The organism is Acinetobacter sp. S-1 (assembly GCF_059579785.1).
Window position 1 is genome coordinate 3,138,940 of the sequence record NZ_CM184207.1, and the last position, 21,892, is coordinate 3,160,831.

Here is a 21,892-nt window from a genome sequence, read left to right on the forward strand (position 1 = left end):
AAGTTTACTCTTTTTCTAGACGCTTGTGGGCATCATCTGAAGCAACTATCACAAAAGCATGATGGGAAATTGCTTTTAACGTGATTGAACAGCTTGCTCGAGCTGTGAAATGATTGGGTTTAATAGCGTTTGCTTACGTTTAAAACTAGCTTTATTTACAATTAAACGTGAAGAGACTTTGCAAATCTCCTCTAATGGCTCAAGACCATTCGCTCTTAGCGTATTACCAGTGTCGACCACATCGACAATGTAATCACCCAAACCCACCAAAGGCGCTAACTCCATAGAACCATAGAGTTTGATCACATCGACTTGCTCACCTAAGCTTGCATAATACTGACGTGTAAGATTGACGTATTTCGTGGCAATTTTTAAACGGCCTTTTGGACGTTCCATTCCCACTTTGCCAGCAGTCATTAATTTACACTTAGCGATTTTCAGGTCAAGTAGCTCATATACATGCTGAGCGCCATGTTCCATCAACACATCTTTGCCTGCTACACCTAAATCTGCTGCGCCATTTTCTACATAGGTAGGCACATCAGATGCACGTAAAATCAAAATACGTACTTGCTTATGCGTAGTAGGAAAAATGAGTTTGCGGGACTTTTCCGGATCTTCGAGCAAATTAATACCCGCTGTAGCTAGTAAAGGTAACGTCTCTTTTAAGATACGTCCTTTACTGAGTGCCAAGGTCAAACCATGATCAAAATTGCCCATCACATCAAAATTAGGATCATCGTTTCTTACATCATTCATTAACTTACTCGCTTAATTTTGGCACCTAAACCTTGAAGTTTCTCTTCGACATGCTCATACCCACGGTCAATATGGTAGATACGGTCAATTAAGGTATCTCCTTCTGCCACTAAAGCTGCCAAAACTAGAGAGAACGAAGCACGCAAATCTGTTGCCATTACAGGTGCAGCCTGTAAAGTTTCTACTCCAGTCACGACAGCATCATGACCTTCAACCTGAATATTAGCACCCATGCGTGACAATTCAGGAACATGCATAAAACGATTTTCAAAAATCGTTTCAGAGATAGTTGCAAATCCACGACCAATAGCATTTACAGCCATAAGCTGAGCTTGCATATCTGTTGGAAACTCTGGATGTGGCAAAGTTCTAAAACTTACAGCTTTAGGGCGTTTGCCTAACATATCAAGTTCGATCCAGTCATCACCACGAGTGACTTCGGCACCCATTTCTTCAAACTTATCCAAAACAGATTCAAGTAATGCAGGGTCGGTATGTGTAGTCTTGACACGACCGCCCGTAATTGCCGCAGCTGCCAAATAAGAACCCGTTTCAATACGATCAGCTACCACAGCATATTCACAGCCATGCAAACTTTCTACTCCAGTTACAACAAGAGTATCAGTATCAAGTCCTTCAATCTTGGCGCCCATTTTAATGAGCATTTGAGCAAGGTCAGTGATCTCAGGCTCACGAGCTGCATTACGAATAGTCGTAACACCATCAGCCAGTGCAGCAGCCATCAAGATGTTTTCAGTACCGCCAACGGTAACCATATCAAAAACAACTTCGCCACCTTTTAAACGGCCTTCAACTGAAGCATGGACATAACCATTTTCAACTTCAATATGTGCACCTAAAGCTTCTAAGGCTTTTAAATGCTGATCAACTGGACGTGATCCAATTGCACAACCACCCGGTAAAGAAACTTTCGCATTACCGTAACGCGCTAATAATGGTCCCAAAACCAAAATTGAAGCACGCATTGTTTTTACTAGTTCATAAGGAGCAAACTGATTATCTAAAGTAGAGGTATCAGCTTTTACTGTGTCATTTTCATAGCCGATTGTAACCCCTAAACCACCAATCAACTTGACCAAAGTATTTACATCTTTAAGATTTGGAACATTAGTGATCGTAATTGGAGAGTCTGCAAGAATAGTTGCAGCAAGTAATGGTAAAGCTGCATTTTTAGCACCAGAAATGCGCACTTCCCCGTCGAGCTTAACACCACCCGTAATTAAAAATTTATCCATTAATATTTAAGCTCCGAAAAGGCTTGCTTTACGCCATTCATCTTTGGTCATTGCACGAATTGTTACCGCGTGAACTTCGCCACTTGCAATATAAGTATTTAATGGTGCATAAACTAATTGTTGGCGAGCAACAGTACGCTTACCGTCAAATTGATCATCCACAATACGGAGGTCAAATTTTCCGGCCTGTCCGCTCACCGCTACTTCCGCTTCAGGGAAAGCTTCTTTTAAAATTTGAGTGAGCTGTTCACTATTCATTGCAAAGACCTCTGACACAACCTAAGGTGTAAAACGAAGTATTTTACTATAACTTTTTCAAAGAATTCAGTACGTGTTTATATTTTATCAATAAAAAAGAGGCTATGTTTCAAGCCTCTTTCAATTATATAAAACTTATTAAATAGAAACAGCAACTTGCGAATAAGTGCACTGCATTTTCCGATATTTTAATAATTGTTTTTTTAATTTTTCAGTTAGTTTTTTAATTGAAGTATACATATCATCAGCAGTTGCCTGAGCAAACAACTCAATTCCCGGCAATCTTACAATAGCCTCTGCAACATGGTTCGAACTACCTTTATGAGAGCGCTTATCAATTTGATGATCTTTTGTTAATTTAATCTGCATACTATTCACCTGATCTAAGTGTTTTGTTAACTGATTAAATTTTGATTTAATATTTTCTTCTATAGCTGGTGTAATTGCTAAATGATGTCCACGAATCGTTATTTGCATAATTCTATCCCTCACCTTTTTTAGGTTATCTAAAGAAGAACTAAAACGATTTAATGCTATCAAAAAGAAAACTTAGAACAATTAAACCATTTTAGTTACTCTCTTGGTGAAAATGAAATTTCATTATTTCGTCATAATGAATCTCTAGAATAGCCATACTTCAAAATTCAGATCAAGACTTTTCTTTCAGACGACGAAGGAATATGTAACGATTCTCGATATTTTGCGACCGTTCTTCGAGCCACTTCAATTCCCTCATCCTTTAACAATGTAGCAATTACATTATCTGACAAAGGCTTACGTGGATTTTCGTTGGCGACTAGTTTCTTAATCATTGCCCGAATTGCGGTGGAAGATGCCTCTCCCCCTGCTGTTGTTCCTACATGGCTAGAGAAAAAATATTTCAACTCAAATAGACCACGAGGCGTAAGCATATATTTATTTGTAGTTACACGAGAAACTGTAGATTCATGCAATTCGACTTCTTCTGCCACGTCTCGAAGAACTAGCGGCTTCATCGCTTCCGGGCCTATTTCCAAAAAAGCTTTTTGATGCTCTACGATACAAGAAGCTACTTTTAATAACGTTTTATGCCTTTCATCAATACTTTTAATAAAGTTTTTCGCCTCAAGCATCTGGTTACGTAAATATAAATTATCCTCACTCTGATCTGCTCTACGAATCATACTAGAGTAAAAAGAATTAATTCTTAATTTAGGAAGTACATCTGGGTTTAGCTGAACCTGCCAATGTAAATCTTTTTTTGAAACTACTACATCGGGAATTTGATAATCAGATTCTTGCTTATCAAAATCCATACCAGGATAAGGTTTTAACGTTTTTAAAAGATTGATTGCAAACTTTAATTGGTCTTTCGTTAAACCAGTTTGTTTGAGTAATTTATTAAGATCATTGGCTATCAAAAGCTCATAATACTGTAATAGATTTTTTGCCTCATTTAGATATTCAACATCTTTGGGCAGAAACTCTAGCTGTATTTTTAAACATTCCGCTAAATTACGCGAACCGATCCCTAAAGGATCAAGTCGTTGAATGTGTTTTAAAACAACTAAAACCTCATCTTCTTCGATCTCTTCCTCAATATCCATTTCATTTAATAATTGTTGTGCCGCTAAAATTATTTCTTCAATTTCAGCATCTAAAAATCCCTTATCATCTAATGCATCAACAATACAATAAGCAATTAATTGATCTATTTTAGAAAAATGCAAAAGATTAACTTGTTCTAGAATATGTTCTTTTAGCGATAATTGAACTTGGCGATTATCTTCTCGCTCTTCAAATTCTGGAGTAGCCAAAGCTGTTGATTGATGGGTATAAACATCATCCCACTCAGTATCAACGGGTAAATCATCAGGTAAATGATCTGCATTTAGCTCCGTCGTTAAGTCATCCGATTCTTTATTTTCTAATGCAGCCAGACTCTCCGTTAGTGATTCTTCTTCTATTTTTTCAAGTAAAGGATTACTATCTAGTTGAATCTGAATTTCCTGTTCAAGCTCTAAACTAGAGAGTTGTAACAAACGAATCGCCTGCTGCAATTGAGGTGTTAACGATAGAGAATTCGCTACTTTCAATCCAACAGATAATTTCATATATTTCATTTTCCATAAAACAAGCAAAAATCATGCCTATTCAATATTTATAACATATAGTTTCTATTTGTCATACATATCCAACTGAAATTTGTAGAAGAAAAAAGAGATTTTTCCAATTATAAAAATAATCTTATTAAATTAATTCTATCAAACACGGTTCTCATATAAAGTCAGACACGAAATCTTGTTATAAAAAGTTAATTAGGAGGAGCTAGCCCTCTTTTAATTTTGTTTAATTGATTACTCTTCAAGTGTATAGTTTTTTTCTATTAAATTTAAAGTTTTCAACTCATAGCTTACTATCTATTTTATATTTATTCCCCCAAATATATTTTAGGCATAAAAAAACACCCCCATTCATTAGAACGGGGGTGTTTAGAATAATGAGCTGGCGATGACTTACTCTCACATGGGTAACCCCACACTACCATCAGCGCTAAGAGGTTTCACTTCTGAGTTCGGGAAGGGATCAGGTGGTTCACTCTTGCTATGGTCGCCAGCACAACTGGTATGGATACTTGCTTCGTTTTATTCACTGTGTGATACGTTGCGTTTTCCAAATCTTTACAGATGGGCTGATTGGTCTGATTTTTCGTTGTTCATTTTAGCTAGTAGTATAACTAAATCAAGTTGCTTTGCATGTTTATGAATCGATTGATGCTTCATATACAACTGCTTGGGTGTTGTATAGTCAAGCCTCACGAGCAATTAGTATTGGTCAGCTTCACATATCACTATGCTTCCACATCCAACCTATCAACGTCCTAGTCTCGAACGGCTCTTTAGAGGAATAAATTCCTAGGGAAATCTTATCTTGAGGTAGGCTTCCCGCTTAGATGCTTTCAGCGGTTATCCCTTCCGAACATAGCTACCCGGCGATGCGACTGGCGTCACAACCGGTACACCAGAGGTTCGTCCACTCTGGTCCTCTCGTACTAGGAGCAGATCCTCTCAAATTTCCAGCGCCCACGGTAGATAGGGACCGAACTGTCTCACGACGTTCTAAACCCAGCTCGCGTACCTCTTTAAATGGCGAACAGCCATACCCTTGGGACCTGCTTCAGCCCCAGGATGAGATGAGCCGACATCGAGGTGCCAAACACCGCCGTCGATATGAACTCTTGGGCGGTATCAGCCTGTTATCCCCAGAGTACCTTTTATCCGTTGAGCGATGGCCCTTCCATACAGAACCACCGGATCACTAAGACCTACTTTCGTACCTGCTCGACTTGTGGGTCTCGCAGTTAAGCGCGCTTTTGCCTTTATACTCTACGCGTGATTTCCGACCACGCTGAGCGCACCTTCGTACTCCTCCGTTACTCTTTAGGAGGAGACCGCCCCAGTCAAACTACCCACCAGACACGGTCCTCGTCCCGGATAACGGGACAGAGTTAGAACCTCAACATTACCAGGGTGGTATTTCAAGGACGGCTCCATTGGAACTAGCGTTCCAACTTCAAAGCCTCCCACCTATCCTACACAAGTAAGGTCAAAGTTCAGTGTCAAGCTGCAGTAAAGGTTCACGGGGTCTTTCCGTCTAGCCGCGGGTACACTGCATCTTCACAGCGATTTCGATTTCACTGAGCCTCTGCTGGAGACAGCGCCGCCATCATTATGCCATTCGTGCAGGTCGGAACTTACCCGACAAGGAATTTCGCTACCTTAGGACCGTTATAGTTACGGCCGCCGTTTACTGGGGCTTCGATCAAGAGCTTCGCTTACGCTAACCCCATCAATTAACCTTCCAGCACCGGGCAGGCATCACACCCTATACGTCCACTTTCGTGTTTGCAGAGTGCTATGTTTTTAATAAACAGTTGCAGCGGCCTGGTTTCTGCGGCTGTCGTCAGCTCAGGAAGCAAGTTCCATCACCAACAACAGCGTACCTTCTCCCGAAGTTACGGTACCATTTTGCCTAGTTCCTTCAGCAGAGTTCTCTCAAGCGCCTTGGTCTACTCGACCTGACCACCTGTGTCGGTTTCGGGTACGATTCCTGTGTAACTGAAGCTTAGAGACTTTTCCTGGAAGCATGGTATCAGCCACTTCACTGTACAAGTACAGCTTGCTATCGGATCTCAGTATAGAGTACCCCGGATTTGCCTAAGATACATACCTACATCCTTCCACCTGGACAACCAACGCCAGGCTGACTTAACCTTCTCCGTCCTCTCATCGCATTACACAGAAGTATTGGAATATTAACCAATTTCCCATCGACTACGCCTTTCGGCCTCGCCTTAGGGGTCGACTCACCCAGCCCCGATTAACGTTGGACTGGAACCCTTGGTCTTTCGGCGAACGGGTTTTTCACCCGTTTTGTCGTTACTCACGTCAGCATTCGCACTTCTGATACCTCCAGCATACTTCTCAATACACCTTCATCGGCTTACAGAACGCTCCCCTACCACTTGACTAATGTCAAATCCGCAGCTTCGGCACATAGTTTTAGCCCCGTTACATCTTCCGCGCAGGCCGACTCGACTAGTGAGCTATTACGCTTTCTTTAAAGGGTGGCTGCTTCTAAGCCAACCTCCTAGCTGTCTATGCCTTCCCACATCGTTTCCCACTTAACTATGATTTTGGGGCCTTAGCTGGCGGTCTGGATTGTTTTCCTCTTGACTACGGACGTTAGCACCCGCAGTCTGTCTCCCGGATAGTACTCATAGGTATTCGGAGTTTGCATCGGTTTGGTAAGTCGGGATGACCCCCTAGCCGAAACAGTGCTCTACCCCCTATGGTATTCGTCCGAGGCGCTACCTAAATAGCTTTCGGGGAGAACCAGCTATCACCAGGCTTGATTAGCCTTTCACCCCTATCCACAAGTCATCCCCTGGCTTTTCAACGACAGTGGGTTCGGTCCTCCAGTTAGTGTTACCCAACCTTCAACCTGCTCATGGATAGATCGCCTGGTTTCGGGTCTATACCCAGCAACTAAACGCCCTATTAAGACTCGATTTCTCTACGGCTCCCCTATACGGTTAACCTCGCTACTGAATATAAGTCGCTGACCCATTATACAAAAGGTACGCAGTCACACCACGAAGGTGCTCCCACTGCTTGTATGCATGCGGTTTCAGGATCTATTTCACTCCCCTCACAGGGGTTCTTTTCGCCTTTCCCTCACGGTACTGGTTCACTATCGGTCAGTCAGGAGTATTTAGCCTTGGAGGATGGTCCCCCCATATTCAGACAAGGTTTCACGTGCCTCGCCCTACTCGTCATCATTATGTGTGCCCTTTCGTGTACGGGAATATCACCCTCTACGTTCGCACTTCCCAGAGCGTTCCACTAAAACACACATAACTTAATGGGCTGATCCCCGTTCGCTCGCCGCTACTGAGGGAATCTCAATTGATTTCTTTTCCTAAGGGTACTGAGATGTTTCACTTCCCCTCGTTCGCCTTGCAACACTATGTATTCATGTTGCAATACCTACCTTAAAGTAGGTGGGTTCCCCCATTCAGAAATCTCCGGATCAAAGGATATTTGCCGCCTCCCCGGAGCTTTTCGCAGGCTATCACGTCTTTCATCGCCTCTGACTGCCAAGGCATCCACCACATGCACTTAATTACTTGACTATACAACCCCAAACAGTCGTCAACACCTACAAGTGAGTGTTGTCCGTGCGATTCTTCATCGCTACTATCTGTTGTCTGTGTACTTAAACACTGTACAGCTTCAATCTAAATTCATATACCAAAACGCTTGATTCAGTTAATTTGCTAGTTCTCAATTCATCTAGATTAATTGCTTAATCTAAACTCTTGAGTGAACAATTTATTTCAGACTCAATTTTGCCAATCTGTTAATGAATAAACACGCCTTCGTCAGGTCATGCTTAATACCGTGATACTTAAATCACAGAAGTTAATAAACCAAGACCGAAATCTCTATTTACTAATTTCTGTAATCCGAACTTATCTTAAGTTCTGGTGGAGACTAGGAGAGTCGAACTCCTGACCTCCTGCGTGCAAAGCAGGCGCTCTACCAACTAAGCTAAGTCCCCAGCTTACATCATCAGTCATGTATCTTTTATCTATAACTTCAACCAGTCAAAGTCATGGTGGGTCTGACAAGACTTGAACTTGTGACCCCACGCTTATCAAGCGTGTGCTCTAACCAACTGAGCTACAGACCCTCAGATACATCTATGAAGAACAACTTGTTGTGGATTCTTACCAATCGTCAATCTTTCGTTAAGGAGGTGATCCAGCCGCAGGTTCCCCTACGGCTACCTTGTTACGACTTCACCCCAGTCATCGGCCACACCGTGGTAACCGCCCTCTTTGCAGTTAGGCTAGCTACTTCTGGTGCAACAAACTCCCATGGTGTGACGGGCGGTGTGTACAAGGCCCGGGAACGTATTCACCGCGGCATTCTGATCCGCGATTACTAGCGATTCCGACTTCATGGAGTCGAGTTGCAGACTCCAATCCGGACTACGATCGGCTTTTTGAGATTAGCATCCTATCGCTAGGTAGCAACCCTTTGTACCGACCATTGTAGCACGTGTGTAGCCCTGGCCGTAAGGGCCATGATGACTTGACGTCGTCCCCGCCTTCCTCCAGTTTGTCACTGGCAGTATCCTTAAAGTTCCCGACATTACTCGCTGGCAAATAAGGAAAAGGGTTGCGCTCGTTGCGGGACTTAACCCAACATCTCACGACACGAGCTGACGACAGCCATGCAGCACCTGTATGTAAGTTCCCGAAGGCACCAATCCATCTCTGGAAAGTTCTTACTATGTCAAGGCCAGGTAAGGTTCTTCGCGTTGCATCGAATTAAACCACATGCTCCACCGCTTGTGCGGGCCCCCGTCAATTCATTTGAGTTTTAGTCTTGCGACCGTACTCCCCAGGCGGTCTACTTATCGCGTTAGCTGCGCCACTAAAGCCTCAAAGGCCCCAACGGCTAGTAGACATCGTTTACGGCATGGACTACCAGGGTATCTAATCCTGTTTGCTCCCCATGCTTTCGCACCTCAGCGTCAGTGTTAGGCCAGATGGCTGCCTTCGCCATCGGTATTCCTCCAGATCTCTACGCATTTCACCGCTACACCTGGAATTCTACCATCCTCTCCCACACTCTAGCTAACCAGTATCGAATGCAATTCCCAAGTTAAGCTCGGGGATTTCACATTTGACTTAATTAGCCGCCTACGCGCGCTTTACGCCCAGTAAATCCGATTAACGCTTGCACCCTCTGTATTACCGCGGCTGCTGGCACAGAGTTAGCCGGTGCTTATTCTGCGAGTAACGTCCACTATCTCTAGGTATTAACTAAAGTAGCCTCCTCCTCGCTTAAAGTGCTTTACAACCATAAGGCCTTCTTCACACACGCGGCATGGCTGGATCAGGCTTGCGCCCATTGTCCAATATTCCCCACTGCTGCCTCCCGTAGGAGTCTGGGCCGTGTCTCAGTCCCAGTGTGGCGGATCATCCTCTCAGACCCGCTACAGATCGTCGCCTTGGTAGGCCTTTACCCCACCAACTAGCTAATCCGACTTAGGCTCATCTATTAGCGCAAGGTCCGAAGATCCCCTGCTTTCTCCCGTAGGACGTATGCGGTATTAGCATTCCTTTCGAAATGTTGTCCCCCACTAATAGGCAGATTCCTAAGCATTACTCACCCGTCCGCCGCTAAGATCAGTAGCAAGCTACCTCTCTCCGCTCGACTTGCATGTGTTAAGCCTGCCGCCAGCGTTCAATCTGAGCCATGATCAAACTCTTCAGTTAAAATCATTTTGTACCTTATTTAAAGACAAGGTACCAATTCTGGCTCATCAATTACTGACTTAAATTTCGCTCAAATAAACTTCGAGTAATTTAAACCAATCAATCAATGAAAATTATTTCGATTAATCAATCAGTAAAAATCCACACAAGTTGTTCTTCAATTCTCTTAATGATCTTCTTCCTGGTTCGTCACCAGCAAGCTAGGTCGGCTATATTACTCTTAATCTCTTAAAAGTCAACAGGTAATTTCGATATTTTTAAAACTTATTCTCAAACCAACTTACCATCAAATTCATTACTTAAAGCAATCAACTTAATCACAAGTAACTGTTTTTCAACAAGTTTCTATCTGCATCACCGCCGATGGATGTGCATTATAGACCATCTCAGTCCCTTTGCAACCCTTTTTTTAAATCAATATCATCAACTGGATACTTTTTAAGCTTTTTAGCATTTTATCTATATTATTTGATCAATTTTACATTGATAATAGGTTATCAATTTTGTATTAAAACATATCTCCACCCAACTGCACATTTAAGTATTAGCCTGGCTGGCGGTTAAGGAATTATATGAATTATTCTAATTTAATTTTACTAAGCGTATTATCTGTAGGTGTTTGTACCTCTCTATATGCTCAAGAAAATACTATAAGTGAATCTTCTGATGCTAGCTCACTAGAAGAAACAGCACCGACTCATACGCGCTCACAAATTATTAAAGATTTAAAAAATATTAAAGTTAAAGATTTAAAAATTAATGCGAATGCAGCACAACCAGATCCTGTAAAAGACCCATTACAGTCATTAAATCGTCCAATTTACTCATTTAACGACATGTTGGACCGAAATTTTTTACGTCCAGTTGCTGTGCAATATAGAGAAAAGACTCCAGAAGATGTACGTGGTTCTTATCGTCAGTTCCGTAAAAATCTTGGAGAACCTTGGAATGCTGTTAACCAGCTTATTCAAGGTCGCCCTGGTCGTGCGGCAAAAACCCTAGGTCGCTTTACAATTAATACGTTAACTACTCTTGGTTTAGCTGACCCTGCCAGCCGTTTAGGTTTACCGACTGAAGAAGAGAATTTTGGTGTAACTCTCGGTTACTATGGTGTTCCGTCTGGCCCATTCCTAATGTTGCCTTTTTTCGGTCCAAGTACCTTACGTGATGGTTTTGGTTTAGCAGTAGACGCCCAAGCACGTCCACAAAAATATGTTATGGATGATCAAGAGGGTCTTTATTGGTCAAGTAATATGTTACAAGCGGTTGATACGCGCGCTCAATATCTGGATCTAGATCAGACCTTACAAGGTGATCAATACGCCATGATTCGAGATTTATACCTCCAACGTAAAGCATTCCAAATTGCAGAGAAAAAGGGTGACTCAGCTGATGTATCTTTCATTGATGATGACTCAGAAGATACGCCAGATGAGAATCAAAACCCTTAAAAGATGAAATCGAGGTATTGCTCGGATTAAGAGTTCGGCAATACCTTGATTTTGATCATACATACTCTATGATGAATAAAGTGATCATATAAAAGGACTACCATCTCTTCTATGTATTTTATTAAACCGACACGCTCTATCCCTTATTTAGAGCAAGCTTTGGATAAATTGCCAGGCTTACAAGTCATTAACATAGATGATTTAGATTTATATGATCCAACCATCATTGCAATAGCAGATGTACAAGATTTCCTGACATATAAATGGAATTTACCAACGATTGTCATTGCTTTTGAACATGAAGGTAGCGCTTTAGCTCAAGCTTGGGAGGCGGGTGCTCTTGCAGGTTGGGTATGGAATCAACTACCTAACGATTTAAATAAAGCATTATCAAGAATCGATGCTCAATATAAGCGTAACCAAGATAGTCGTGACTTACCTTCGGCTGCTGAACTGCAAAAACGATTACTGCCTAATCCAATTGATTTATTAAATTATCAAGTCGAAACTTTCTTCCAACCCTCAGCTTATCTCTCCGGTGATTGGTATGACTACTGGAAATTAAATGATAAGGAAGTTTTATTTTATCTTGCCGATGTTTCAGGACATGGTGTAACCAGTAGTTTATTAACATCATGGATGGCAGCTTTTCATGGCCGTTCTAAAACCCCAAGACAATTAATAAAAAAATTAAATGGGATGCTGGTTCAAGAGAATATTGAAAAGCACATTACGATTGTGGTGGGTATTTTAAACCTTGAAACACATACGCTTCGCTGGTCAAGTGCTGGGCACTACCCCCCTCCTATCATTTTTGAACCTAATCAAGCTCCAAAAATTTTAACAACAAGTAGCTTCCCATTAGGCTTAACTGATGAACTCGAAGTTGAAGAGCATGTTTGTACATTAAATCACCAAGCACGTTTCATTGTTTGCTCAGATGGAGCACTTGAACCTTTTGATGGTGGGTTAAATGATCAGTTCCAACAATTGGTCCATCATTTGCAAAATCAATCATTCCAAGCACCCGATCATGTGGCTGATGACATTGCCATTTTCAGTCTTTGTCGAATGAATTAATTTACGAATCAATTAATTACATAATATACGACTTAAGGACTCTTGAGTCTGCGATGGCACTATGTGATAATTTTTCTATCCTTCTCTGAAAATGGCATTTATATGTCAACAGGTCATGTTGAATATGCAAGTTTAAATGGAACGCATATTTTCAAACTTATTGGTGAAGTGCGAGCCCATTCTTGTATAAGTCTAGACAAACTTTTAAACAGAATTGAACAGCAAGAGAATGTTGTTGGTGCAATCGTTGATTTAACCCAAACAACATTTATTGATAGTACGGTGTTAGGCATCCTAGCTAAGCTAGGTTTAAAGCTTAAACAAACTCATCATATTCAAGCTGTGATGCTATCTACCAATCCAGATATCACAACCTTAGCCAACAGTATGGGGCTAGGGCAGGTTTTTGTCATTTTGAATTACTGTGGCGATCCTAACGTTTGCACATTAACGTTAACTGATGAACAGATCACTCATAATGCAATGCTAAGAACAGTTCTGGATGCACATAAGACATTGATGAAACTCAATGCAAACAATCAGAATATGTTTGAGCCACTTGTGAAGCAGTTACAGAAAGAACAAGATACGCTTGAACAGGTATCAGATAAGCAAAATGCCTGACTTTAATCATTAAGCCGGATTATTAGAATATGACCCTTATTTCTGTTGCTCAAATGAACTCTCAAGATGATATTGAAAATAATTTTCAAGTCATTGAGTCGCTGATTCAACAAAGTAAGGCGCAAAATGCTAGCCTAATTGTTTTCCCCGAAAACTTTGTATGTTTTGCAGCTGGAAAACAACGCGAAACAGCTGAGCAATTTGAGTCTATTCAACAACGGCTTGAGAAGCTAGCACATCAATATCAAATCTGGGTTGTGGCCGGTACCTTACCATGCCCATTTCGTCCAGATGGATCTACCATTCAAGATGGTCGAGTCCGGACGGTTAGTCTTTGTATTAGCCCTGAGCGTACAGAAGCACGTTATGACAAGATCCATTTATTTGATGTACAAGTGGGTGATGCTGTCGGTGGTTATCAAGAGTCTCGTTTCTTTGAACCTGGAACAGACGTAGTAGTCACATCTACCCCTTTTGGCAATATTGGCTTAATGGTATGTTATGACTTACGTTTTCCAGAGCTTGCTCTAACTCTGAGACAACAAGGCGCTCATATTCTGACTGCTCCTGCTGCATTTACTTATACAACTGGACAAATGCACTGGCAGCTTTTGCTACAAGCTCGGGCAATGGATAGCCAATGTTATGTTTTAGGCGCAGCACAACAGGGCTGGCATGGTGAAAAACGACAAACCTGGGGACACTCTGGGGCAACAGATAGTCGTGGCCAAATTTTAAGTATGATTGGATATGAGGGGAGTGGTTTAATCACTGTACCCTTTGATTTAACAGCACAAGAACTCGTCCGCTCTTCAATGCCTCTGATGACTCACCGTAAATTGATTCATTATTAAAAGTTTAATTATTCATGTGGAAATACTTATTTAGCATTTTTTGCTTGGGGGCAAATATTCATTGTTATGCAGAGCATGGTACAACAAACCATTTTGTTTCGCCTACTGCACAGCTCAAATCAGATATTCTTCCAGAAACTCCTAAAAATATCCCCTTGCCCGCTTTTGGCCAAAGAATTATTGGTTGGGGTACGGGCGCAGAAGGTGCAAGACAACGTTTAGAAAATATTCAGCCAGCAGATGTTTCTGTGATTAAAAAACAAGGAACTACGCTTGAAATGATTACTGCATGGCAAGATTTTTATGAACAAGAGCAGCAACGTAATGCAAATAATCCTACTGCGAAGTATCGTGCGCGTTTAATGAAAAAGATTGCAGATTTGTGGTAAACACTTTCATCTAGACTATTTTTATCTTATGGAATAATTGATGTAATTATTCCATTTTTTATATCCCTTAATTTACTTTATTCATAACCTATTCTTATGAACATTTAAGAAACTGAATAGAACGCGATATACTACAAAAGCAATACTAGTTTCTTTGAGGAAGATATGGACCAAGACTGTCAAAACTTAAAGCTTGAGAATCAATTATGTTTCCTCATTTATTCAACGAATTTAGCGCTTAATCAACTCTACAGAAAACTTCTAGCACCTTTGGGCATTACCTATCCCCAATATTTAGTGATGTTAGTGTTATGGGAGCAGGATGAAGTGACTGTTTCAGAAGTTGGAGCTAAACTTTTTTTAGAATCATCTACCCTCACTCCTATCTTGAAAAAGTTAGAAGCCTCGCATTTACTTCATCGTACCCGTTCAACTCAAGATGAGAGACAAGTGATTATTACGCTAAGTGATGAAGGAAAAAAATTAAAAGATCAAGCAATCCATATTCCATCAGGCGTATTAGAAGCAAGTTCATGTGATATGACAACACTACTAGGCCTTAAAGATCAACTTACTAAACTCCGTACAAACTTAGTCAAATAAACAGCAATTTTTTTAAAAAATATACTTGTCAAAATAATTAAGTCGTGTACGATATATTTGTATTCAATTTATTTTAGGAATAAAAACGATGTCATTAGAAAAAGTTGTTTATCGTGCAAAAGCTAAAGCAACCGGTGGTCGTGATGGCCGTGCGACTTCATCAGACGGCGTATTAGATGTACAACTTGGTGTACCTAAAGAAATGGGTGGCGCTGGTGGTGCTGTAACAAATCCAGAGCAACTATTCGCAGCTGGCTATTCAGCATGCTTTTTAGGAGCTTTAAAATTTGTTGCAAACCGCGATAAATTTAATATTAGTAAAGACGCTTATGTAGAAGGTGAAGTAGGTATTGGCCCAATTCCTACAGGTTTTAGCATCGAAGTAACTTTAAATGTTTACTTAGTGGGTATGGATCGTGAAGAAGCTGAAAAGTTAGTTGCAGCAGCCCACATTGTTTGCCCATATTCAAATGCAACTCGCAATAATATTGATGTGACGTTTAATATCGTGACTGAATAAGTTTTGATATTTAAAAAATGCCCGAATCAAATCGGGCATTTTTTACATCTTAAATATTATGCTTCACTTGCCTCATTAGTTACACGAAGCACTTCTTCGAGTGTAGTTTTACCCGCAAGTACTTTGCGCAAACCATCATCACGAATAGAACCTGAATACTCACGAGCATGATTTTCTAATTCATATTCAGCTGCGTTACCATGAATTAGACGGCGCATAGGTTCATCAACTGGTACGATTTCATAAATCGCTGTACGCCCATTAAAACCTAAATGTGAACAATGATCGCACCCTTTGGCTTCAGGTAACTGCAATAATGGTTCATTATTAATATGTTGAAAAACCTGTTTCTCAAAAGTATCGGCTTCACGCCATGTCATACAATGTGGACATAAAGTACGAACCAAACGTTGAGCAATCACCCCAATTAAAGAGCTTGATAACAAGAAGGGTTCAATCCCCATATCTTTAAGACGAGTAACTGCACCAATAGCGGTATTGGTATGTAGTGTTGATAAAACTAAATGTCCTGTTAAAGATGCTTGAACTGCAATTTCAGCAGTTTCTAAATCACGAATCTCCCCCACCATCACCACATCTGGATCTTGACGTAACATTGCTTTTAAAGCACGAGCAAATGTCATATCCACTTTGGTGTTCACTTGGGTTTGACCAATGCCTTCAAGTTGATATTCAATCGGATCTTCGGCAGTTAAGATGTTACGCGTATTATCATTTAGATCAGATAAGGCTGCATATAAAGTCGTTGTTTTCCCCGAACCTGTAGGCCCTGTGACCAAAATAATGCCATGAGGACGATGTACTAACTGAGTTAAACGCTCGTAGTCATTTGCCATTAAACCTAAATGAGTCATGTTGAGTCGGCCCGCTTGTTTATCAAGCAAACGCATTACAACCCTTTCACCATGCGAAGATGGTAAAGTCGAAACACGAACATCTACTTCTCGACCTGCAAGACGTAAAGAAATACGCCCATCTTGCGGCACACGCTTTTCTGCAATATCGAGTTTTGCCATGACTTTAATACGTGAAACAAGCAACGGCGCCAACTCACGGCGCGGCTGTACAACTTCACGTAATTGTCCATCTACACGTAATCGTACAGATAGTTTCTTTTCAAAAGCTTCAATATGAATATCAGAAGCCCCTACTCGAATTGCCTCAGAGAGAAGTGCATTGATCAGACGAACAATAGGTGCGTCATCTTCTTGGTCCATCAAATCTTCTGTTTCAGGAACCTGATCGGCCAAACTCAATAAATCTGGATGATCTTCTAAACCAGCTGCAACTTGTTGTGATTCCCCTGTATCACCTGCATAACTCGTACTTAAGAGCGTATTAAATTCTTGTTCAGTACATAATTGATAATGAGCTGGCTTACCCAAGATGCGTCTTGCTTCCTGTAATGCAATTTTTTCAGTGTTTTGACGTCTAATAATAAATACCTGATCACCGTCATAACGAAATAAAACACCATGACGCTTGGCAAAACTATATGGAACTTGTATTTGTTTCAATATTTGCATCACAATTTATAATGATGAGTAAGATGATTTTGAGTGTACTCTAAGCAGATTACAGCGTGAAGTCTGTTTAACAACTCGGTAGAGGAATTTTGCGTCTTGTTTGAAAATAATGAATATCAGCCTCACCCCCAGAATTCTTTAAAATGGTGGGGTGAACAGCACTTTGAAATTAACCAATCCAAAGCATGGCAATTCGGTTCAATGCTCTTTCGTTTAACACGTGGCATAAAAGAATGGCGCATCGAATATTATCGTCCGTCTCTCCAAGACGATAATGAACAAGATTGGCATCCAATTGCCGATCCACATTTTGCCTTTCCGCATACGGTTCAAGTAGAACGATACATGTTTCGAAAGACCAACCCAGAATTTTTACTGATGCCACGTCTGGCAGATCGTTCTGTGGTTATTAAACCTGTCGATCCTATTTATATTCCAGCAGGTCAACGTGGGACTCTATATATAAGCACACCATTATGGATTGCAGGCTTAGTTGAAAGTCAGCATGAACCTTTGTTTGAGATTCCTGTGATTCAGCCTAAAGATACGTGGTTTGGTCCTAATGCGCAGCAAGGAGAAATCTGTTATGCCACTTCAGTGGATGGCCGTACTGATTTGAATCTATTAACACCACGCGCTTTCCGTGCTGTTACTCCAATCGACTTTCACAACACAAGTAATCATCAATTACGCTTTGATCGTATGAATGTGCCAGTTACCGCCCTTCCTCTTTTTTATAGTGAAAGTACAGGTCGTTTGTGGACTTCTCAAATTAAAGTTTATTATGAGGGTTCTGATCGTCCGGCACGTATTCGTATTGAAAATCGTACGCCACCTCTTGCTGGTGAAGTGACTTATGTTCACCCACCACGCTCACCTGGTGGAGCATTATTCAATATGTTTGATTCATTCTTTTAAGAGGTTTATATGGCTGATTCAAATATTCCAAAAGATATCGCTGATAGCCTCAAAAGCATATTTACCAATATCAATACCGAACGTATTAGTGAAATTTTAGTCGCTGTTGTACTGTGTTTCATTGGCTTTGTTCTTGCTCGTATTATTTCGAATACGTTTATTAGAACCATTGGCTCACGTTTTAATGCTCACCAACGCCTTGTATGGCGCCGTGGTATTTTTTATTTTATTTTTTTACTCTTCATCATGACGAGTTTGAAAGAAGCTGGGTTCAAACTTAGTGTATTCCTCGGTGCAGCAGGGATTTTAACTGTAGCACTCGGTTTTGCATCGCAAACATCTGCCAGTAACTTGATTAGTGGTTTATTTTTGATTGGTGAAGGTTCATTTGAAGTCGGTGATACGATCCAAATTACTCTCATTCGTGGTAATACAATTGAAGGCGAAGTCATCTCAATTGATTTACTTTCGGTAAAATTACTTACACTCGACAATGTCTATATTCGTTTACCGAACGAACAACTCATTCGTGCGCCTGTACACAACTTGTCTAAATATCCGATACGACGTATCCCAATTACGCTCGCAATCAACTTTCACGAAGATATTATTAAAGTACGTGAGGTTTTACTGAATGTAGCAGCTCATTATCCACTTGTACTGGATGATCCCAAACCCGCGGTTACGGTTACCGCATTCAGGGAATCATCAATTGAGCTTTTATTCACAATGTGGTGTCGACAAGAGAACTCGTTAAAAGTTCGAGATGAAATGCAAGAACGAATCCGAAATGGATTCTTAGATAACCGAATTGAAATTCCTGTTCCTAAAATGGGCTTGATTGATCGACCATCTACTGGTTTTGCTGAAGATGATATCGATCAATATAGCAATCAAAAAGAATTAAAACGAGAGCCTAAAGCTTAGGCTCTTGATTCTTGTGTGCGGTAGATGACGGGGGTAATGGCGCAAGATAAGCAATAATCAACATTACTCCACCTGCCCCAATAAACGAAATGACTCGAGTTAATGTCGCACTTTGTGATAGATCAAGCAAAATCAACTTTAATACCACAATACCTAAAAGCGCAGCACCTACAAACCAGAGTTGACGAATCATTTTACGGCTTGAGAATGTAGTTAATACAAATGCCAAAATGACCCAAAGCAATGTCAAACTTAACTGCACTTCACCATTCGTCCAAATTGCTAAGCTCCATAGTGGTGTCCCCCAGTAATGATGTAAGCCCCTAACGACCACACTACTGAATACCAATAACCCAGCTAAAATTGTTGTAATTTTAAAAGTCCACTCTAGTGATTTATCTTGATCAAAAGCATGTTGATAAATAATAAAGAGCAGACCTGCAAATACTACAATAGAAAGAAAATCAGTTAAGTTAAATAAAGGAACAAAATAAAGGTACTCAGCAGAGTGGCGATCAACGCTCACAACTAGCAACCAAATTAAGCTTAAACACCAAACAGGAATTTGATGCAACAATGTAGTTTTATGAGCCTTATACGCCCAAAGCGAATAAACCACAGGGATAAAAGCCAGAGTAACAACTGGCATTTTTGGAAAGATCGCCAAACCAACTACTGCTAACGCCAACCAGCTTAAACCAGCCCAGACATTTAAGTACCCAGACTCATCCGACTGCGGTTGAGCCATAAGAAATAAAGCACTTAGAATAATGGTAGCGACTAAGAAAGTAGTTTGTTGTAATGAGTCTACCCATTTAAACAACGTAAACACTTGACTCGCAAACGCTTCACCCAAAACTAACAACAGTAACAGGCTAATTAAAATTAACTGCAAACTTTGCCATTGCACACGAAGTTTATAGTGAACAACTGCGCTAAATATTGCGATTAGAACTACGGCGAACATCAAATATGGACTCAAAGCATGATGATGCCATGCCATGATTTCTACACCAGCTACAGCACCCGCATACATTCCTAAACACAAGAAAATGCCACTAAACATGCTTGCGCTAAAATAGCGTTGCTCTTTACTGTTGTATTGCAATAAATAAAAGGCAGAAATAAATTGGGCAATTGCATAGATGCTTGTGCTTAGCGTTGGGAACTCTTCATTTGCCCACACCTGATAAAACAGTGCAATAGAGCTAAGTAAAACTAAAACTACACCAATATATCGGCTTAAACGGTAGCGCTCAGTTACTCCCCAAACAATTAAAGCCGTACCTTGAGCAACCCAACCAATTGCTGTCCAATGTGCTCCTTTTGCAAGCGGGAAAATTAAGGCAAAAAACGCAACCGCGAGAATGAAAAAGCTTTTTGCAAGGACCGAAAGCTGTGGATGAGTTTTTTTAATCCAGAAAGTTAATACGGCATAGGTACCTGCCAAGACGGCTGCACCAATCGTCAATGCTTGTGTAGACTCATGTACTAAGTAGGCATGAAGGGTAAAGCCCAGTACTGGCACACTAAAAATAAGTCCCACATCTAAGAGCGGAGGTAACCGAATGCCTTCTTGTTTTTCACTTACTGACGTGCGAGATATATTTTGGCTATAACGGACACTAAGCCAAATAAACAGCGCTATATGGCACCACAAAATCCAGTCTAATGTATTAAATTTTGCAGGTTCTGCATAAAATGCGATTGCACTACCACCAATAAACATTGTGGCAAAGAAAGCAATTTGATTTAAGATTTTCCAAGGCTGAATAAAATTAACCGCAGCAACTGCTAAGTTAATTACTAAGTAGTAGCTAAATAGGAAGGTTACATCAGGGCGATATTGCGGAATAACTAAAGGAGCCGCATAAGCCATACCAAGTGCTAATATTGCCAAATAAATAGCTTGTTGTTTTAAGCTCAGGAATACCGTAATAGCTAATAAAATCGTAAACAGAATACTCGCTGTAGTTAGGTTGGCAATTACACCAAAATGATGTGAGAACACAAGTGTCAGGAATACAACAGCCAGCCCGACACCTTGCAATGCCACAGCAAAAAGCTGATTTTTCTTTTGCAATGTATACCCAAATGCCGTTAACACACCTCCAGCAATCGCAATAAATCCAAGTTTCACACCTAAACTAAGTTGCCAATGCTCGCTTGCAAAACGTAATAGCAACACTACCCCAACCATAAGCACAGCAACAGCAACTCTTAAGATTGGATTACCATGAATCATCCAATCTACGGCTGGTTGCCACCATGCGGTCTGAACATGTGCTGGTTGTTCTGTTTGATTTAAAGGTGCCGTTCCCGCTGGGACTAGCGTGTCTGTATTATTGGAACTAACTTGTTCTATTACAGGATTTATAACTTCTGTTTGTATGGTCTCATTTACATGAACAGTTTGTTTTGCTGACTCGAGGTATAATAGTCGAGTATGAAATGCACTGATGGTTTGAATCAAACATAGCAATAAAACAAGTAAAGCCCCACCAGCAATCCACATCCAATGATTTATATAAGCAACTAATGCAACCAAGGCGGCTGCATAAATCACTGTTCTTTGCATGTGAATAGAATAAAGTGGCGTTTTCTGCTGAGAAAACTGCTGTTCTAAATGAGTTAAACGCTCATGTAGATTTGACAGTAATTGAACTAGAATGACAGTAAGTGCAATAGATAAAGCAATAACAGCACTCTGAAATTTAAAACCAATTGAAATGGCTAAAAACAAAGTCAAAGCGATCAAAACAATGATCATTCCCTGTTTGTCTTTTTTATACATGGGCTTAGCAATATGACACCTTCATTACAGGTCATCTTACTTCAAGCCAATACAAGCGTATATTTATACATACAAAATACT

At 40.7% G+C, this 21,892-nt stretch carries 16 protein-coding genes, 2 tRNA genes and 3 rRNA genes; 9 read left to right on the forward strand and 12 right to left on the reverse strand.

Annotation, left to right across the window (positions count from 1 at the left end):
• Positions 1–75: 75 nt before the first annotated feature.
• From hisG to AC52J8_RS15135, 10 genes are all read right to left on the reverse strand, one after another.
• On the reverse strand, positions 76–759 hold the full coding sequence (gene hisG / locus AC52J8_RS15090; RefSeq protein ID WP_005071248.1) for an ATP phosphoribosyltransferase: 684 nt from the start codon (positions 757–759) through the stop codon (positions 76–78).
• Positions 759–2,015: a UDP-N-acetylglucosamine 1-carboxyvinyltransferase gene (murA, locus tag AC52J8_RS15095; RefSeq protein WP_002115380.1), complete on the reverse strand. Its 1,257-nt coding sequence runs from the start codon at positions 2,013–2,015 to the stop codon at positions 759–761. The genes hisG and murA overlap by 1 nt, the downstream gene beginning before the upstream one ends.
• Positions 2,016–2,021: 6 nt before the next feature.
• Positions 2,022–2,273: a BolA family iron metabolism protein IbaG gene (ibaG, locus tag AC52J8_RS15100; protein WP_002115399.1), complete on the reverse strand. Its 252-nt coding sequence runs from the start codon at positions 2,271–2,273 to the stop codon at positions 2,022–2,024.
• A gap of 138 nt (positions 2,274–2,411) precedes the next feature.
• Positions 2,412–2,750 (reverse strand): ribosome hibernation-promoting factor, HPF/YfiA family, encoded by a 339-nt coding sequence (gene hpf / locus AC52J8_RS15105; RefSeq protein ID WP_005071251.1) that lies wholly within the window; start codon positions 2,748–2,750, stop codon positions 2,412–2,414.
• Positions 2,751–2,917: 167 nt separating this feature from the next.
• Positions 2,918–4,366, reverse strand: a complete 1,449-nt coding sequence (locus tag AC52J8_RS15110; RefSeq protein ID WP_016803219.1) for an RNA polymerase factor sigma-54 — start codon at positions 4,364–4,366, stop codon at positions 2,918–2,920.
• 389 nt (positions 4,367–4,755) lie between these two features.
• Positions 4,756–4,870: ribosomal RNA gene (rrf, locus tag AC52J8_RS15115) — 5S ribosomal RNA — on the reverse strand.
• Positions 4,871–5,056: 186 nt separating this feature from the next.
• Positions 5,057–7,947: ribosomal RNA gene (locus tag AC52J8_RS15120) — 23S ribosomal RNA — on the reverse strand.
• Positions 7,948–8,299: 352 nt separating this feature from the next.
• Positions 8,300–8,375, reverse strand: a tRNA-Ala gene (locus AC52J8_RS15125).
• Positions 8,376–8,430: 55 nt separating this feature from the next.
• Positions 8,431–8,507, reverse strand: a tRNA-Ile gene (locus AC52J8_RS15130).
• A 59-nt stretch (positions 8,508–8,566) separates the two neighbouring features.
• Positions 8,567–10,104 (reverse strand): 16S ribosomal RNA (locus AC52J8_RS15135).
• Together the 16S, 23S and 5S rRNA genes with 2 tRNA genes alongside form the textbook arrangement of a ribosomal RNA operon.
• Before the next feature lie 572 nt (positions 10,105–10,676).
• On the opposite strand from AC52J8_RS15135, the gene AC52J8_RS15140 reads away from it, so the two are divergent.
• The 7 genes from AC52J8_RS15140 (at position 10,677) to AC52J8_RS15170 (ending at position 15,625) form a co-directional block, all read left to right on the forward strand.
• Positions 10,677–11,555 (forward strand): MlaA family lipoprotein, encoded by an 879-nt coding sequence (locus AC52J8_RS15140; RefSeq protein WP_016803114.1) that lies wholly within the window; start codon positions 10,677–10,679, stop codon positions 11,553–11,555.
• Between the two features lie 111 nt (positions 11,556–11,666).
• Positions 11,667–12,635 carry an RsbU family protein phosphatase GigA gene (gene gigA, locus AC52J8_RS15145; protein ID WP_002117221.1) on the forward strand — a complete coding sequence of 323 codons (969 nt, stop codon included), beginning with the start codon at positions 11,667–11,669 and terminating at the stop codon, positions 12,633–12,635.
• 102 nt (positions 12,636–12,737) lie between these two features.
• A complete protein-coding gene (gene gigB / locus AC52J8_RS15150) occupies positions 12,738–13,259 on the forward strand; it encodes an anti-anti-sigma factor GigB (protein ID WP_002117273.1) in 522 nt (173 codons plus the stop codon).
• A gap of 29 nt (positions 13,260–13,288) precedes the next feature.
• Complete coding sequence (locus AC52J8_RS15155; RefSeq protein WP_065388029.1) at positions 13,289–14,113, forward strand: carbon-nitrogen hydrolase family protein; 825 nt, start codon at positions 13,289–13,291, stop codon at positions 14,111–14,113.
• A 14-nt stretch (positions 14,114–14,127) separates the two neighbouring features.
• Positions 14,128–14,502 carry a DUF4951 domain-containing protein gene (locus AC52J8_RS15160; protein ID WP_014208416.1) on the forward strand — a complete coding sequence of 125 codons (375 nt, stop codon included), beginning with the start codon at positions 14,128–14,130 and terminating at the stop codon, positions 14,500–14,502.
• Between the two features lie 165 nt (positions 14,503–14,667).
• On the forward strand, positions 14,668–15,105 hold the full coding sequence (locus AC52J8_RS15165) for a MarR family winged helix-turn-helix transcriptional regulator (RefSeq protein ID WP_086400241.1): 438 nt from the start codon (positions 14,668–14,670) through the stop codon (positions 15,103–15,105).
• Between the two features lie 88 nt (positions 15,106–15,193).
• Positions 15,194–15,625, forward strand: coding sequence for an organic hydroperoxide resistance protein (locus AC52J8_RS15170; RefSeq protein ID WP_002117290.1), 432 nt, complete (start codon positions 15,194–15,196; stop codon positions 15,623–15,625).
• A gap of 56 nt (positions 15,626–15,681) precedes the next feature.
• Here AC52J8_RS15170 and gspE read toward each other — a convergent pair whose 3' ends face one another.
• A complete protein-coding gene (gene gspE / locus AC52J8_RS15175; protein ID WP_086400242.1) occupies positions 15,682–17,172 on the reverse strand; it encodes a type II secretion system ATPase GspE in 1,491 nt (496 codons plus the stop codon).
• A 96-nt stretch (positions 17,173–17,268) separates the two neighbouring features.
• Here gspE and AC52J8_RS15180 point away from each other — a divergent pair, with 96 nt between their 5' ends.
• Both AC52J8_RS15180 and AC52J8_RS15185 read left to right on the forward strand, forming a co-directional pair.
• Entirely contained in the window at positions 17,269–18,090 is an 822-nt protein-coding gene (locus tag AC52J8_RS15180; protein ID WP_005804297.1) for a DUF432 domain-containing protein, read from the forward strand.
• 9 nt (positions 18,091–18,099) lie between these two features.
• Positions 18,100–19,017: a mechanosensitive ion channel family protein gene (locus tag AC52J8_RS15185; protein WP_005066312.1), complete on the forward strand. Its 918-nt coding sequence runs from the start codon at positions 18,100–18,102 to the stop codon at positions 19,015–19,017.
• On the opposite strand, the gene AC52J8_RS15190 is transcribed toward AC52J8_RS15185, so the two are convergent.
• Positions 19,007–21,811, reverse strand: coding sequence for a DUF2339 domain-containing protein (locus tag AC52J8_RS15190; RefSeq protein ID WP_086400243.1), 2,805 nt, complete (start codon positions 21,809–21,811; stop codon positions 19,007–19,009). The two genes, AC52J8_RS15185 and AC52J8_RS15190, sit on opposite strands and share 11 nt — an antisense overlap.
• Between the last annotated feature and the right edge of the window lie 81 nt (positions 21,812–21,892).

Coding starts and splice junctions, on each gene's coding strand:
- AC52J8_RS15140 (WP_016803114.1), top strand. CDS start 10,677: ATGAATTATTCTAATTTAATTTTACTAAGCGTATTATCTGTAGGTGTT.
- AC52J8_RS15190 (WP_086400243.1), bottom strand. CDS start 21,811: ATGTATAAAAAAGACAAACAGGGAATGATCATTGTTTTGATCGCTTTG.
- gigA (WP_002117221.1), top strand. CDS start 11,667: ATGTATTTTATTAAACCGACACGCTCTATCCCTTATTTAGAGCAAGCT.
- hpf (WP_005071251.1), bottom strand. CDS start 2,750: ATGCAAATAACGATTCGTGGACATCATTTAGCAATTACACCAGCTATA.
- gspE (WP_086400242.1), bottom strand. CDS start 17,172: ATGCAAATATTGAAACAAATACAAGTTCCATATAGTTTTGCCAAGCGT.
- hisG (WP_005071248.1), bottom strand. CDS start 759: ATGAATGATGTAAGAAACGATGATCCTAATTTTGATGTGATGGGCAAT.
- ibaG (WP_002115399.1), bottom strand. CDS start 2,273: ATGAATAGTGAACAGCTCACTCAAATTTTAAAAGAAGCTTTCCCTGAA.
- murA (WP_002115380.1), bottom strand. CDS start 2,015: ATGGATAAATTTTTAATTACGGGTGGTGTTAAGCTCGACGGGGAAGTG.
- AC52J8_RS15155 (WP_065388029.1), top strand. CDS start 13,289: ATGACCCTTATTTCTGTTGCTCAAATGAACTCTCAAGATGATATTGAA.
- AC52J8_RS15110 (WP_016803219.1), bottom strand. CDS start 4,366: ATGAAATTATCTGTTGGATTGAAAGTAGCGAATTCTCTATCGTTAACA.
- AC52J8_RS15170 (WP_002117290.1), top strand. CDS start 15,194: ATGTCATTAGAAAAAGTTGTTTATCGTGCAAAAGCTAAAGCAACCGGT.
- AC52J8_RS15185 (WP_005066312.1), top strand. CDS start 18,100: ATGGCTGATTCAAATATTCCAAAAGATATCGCTGATAGCCTCAAAAGC.
- gigB (WP_002117273.1), top strand. CDS start 12,738: ATGTCAACAGGTCATGTTGAATATGCAAGTTTAAATGGAACGCATATT.
- AC52J8_RS15160 (WP_014208416.1), top strand. CDS start 14,128: ATGTGGAAATACTTATTTAGCATTTTTTGCTTGGGGGCAAATATTCAT.
- AC52J8_RS15165 (WP_086400241.1), top strand. CDS start 14,668: ATGGACCAAGACTGTCAAAACTTAAAGCTTGAGAATCAATTATGTTTC.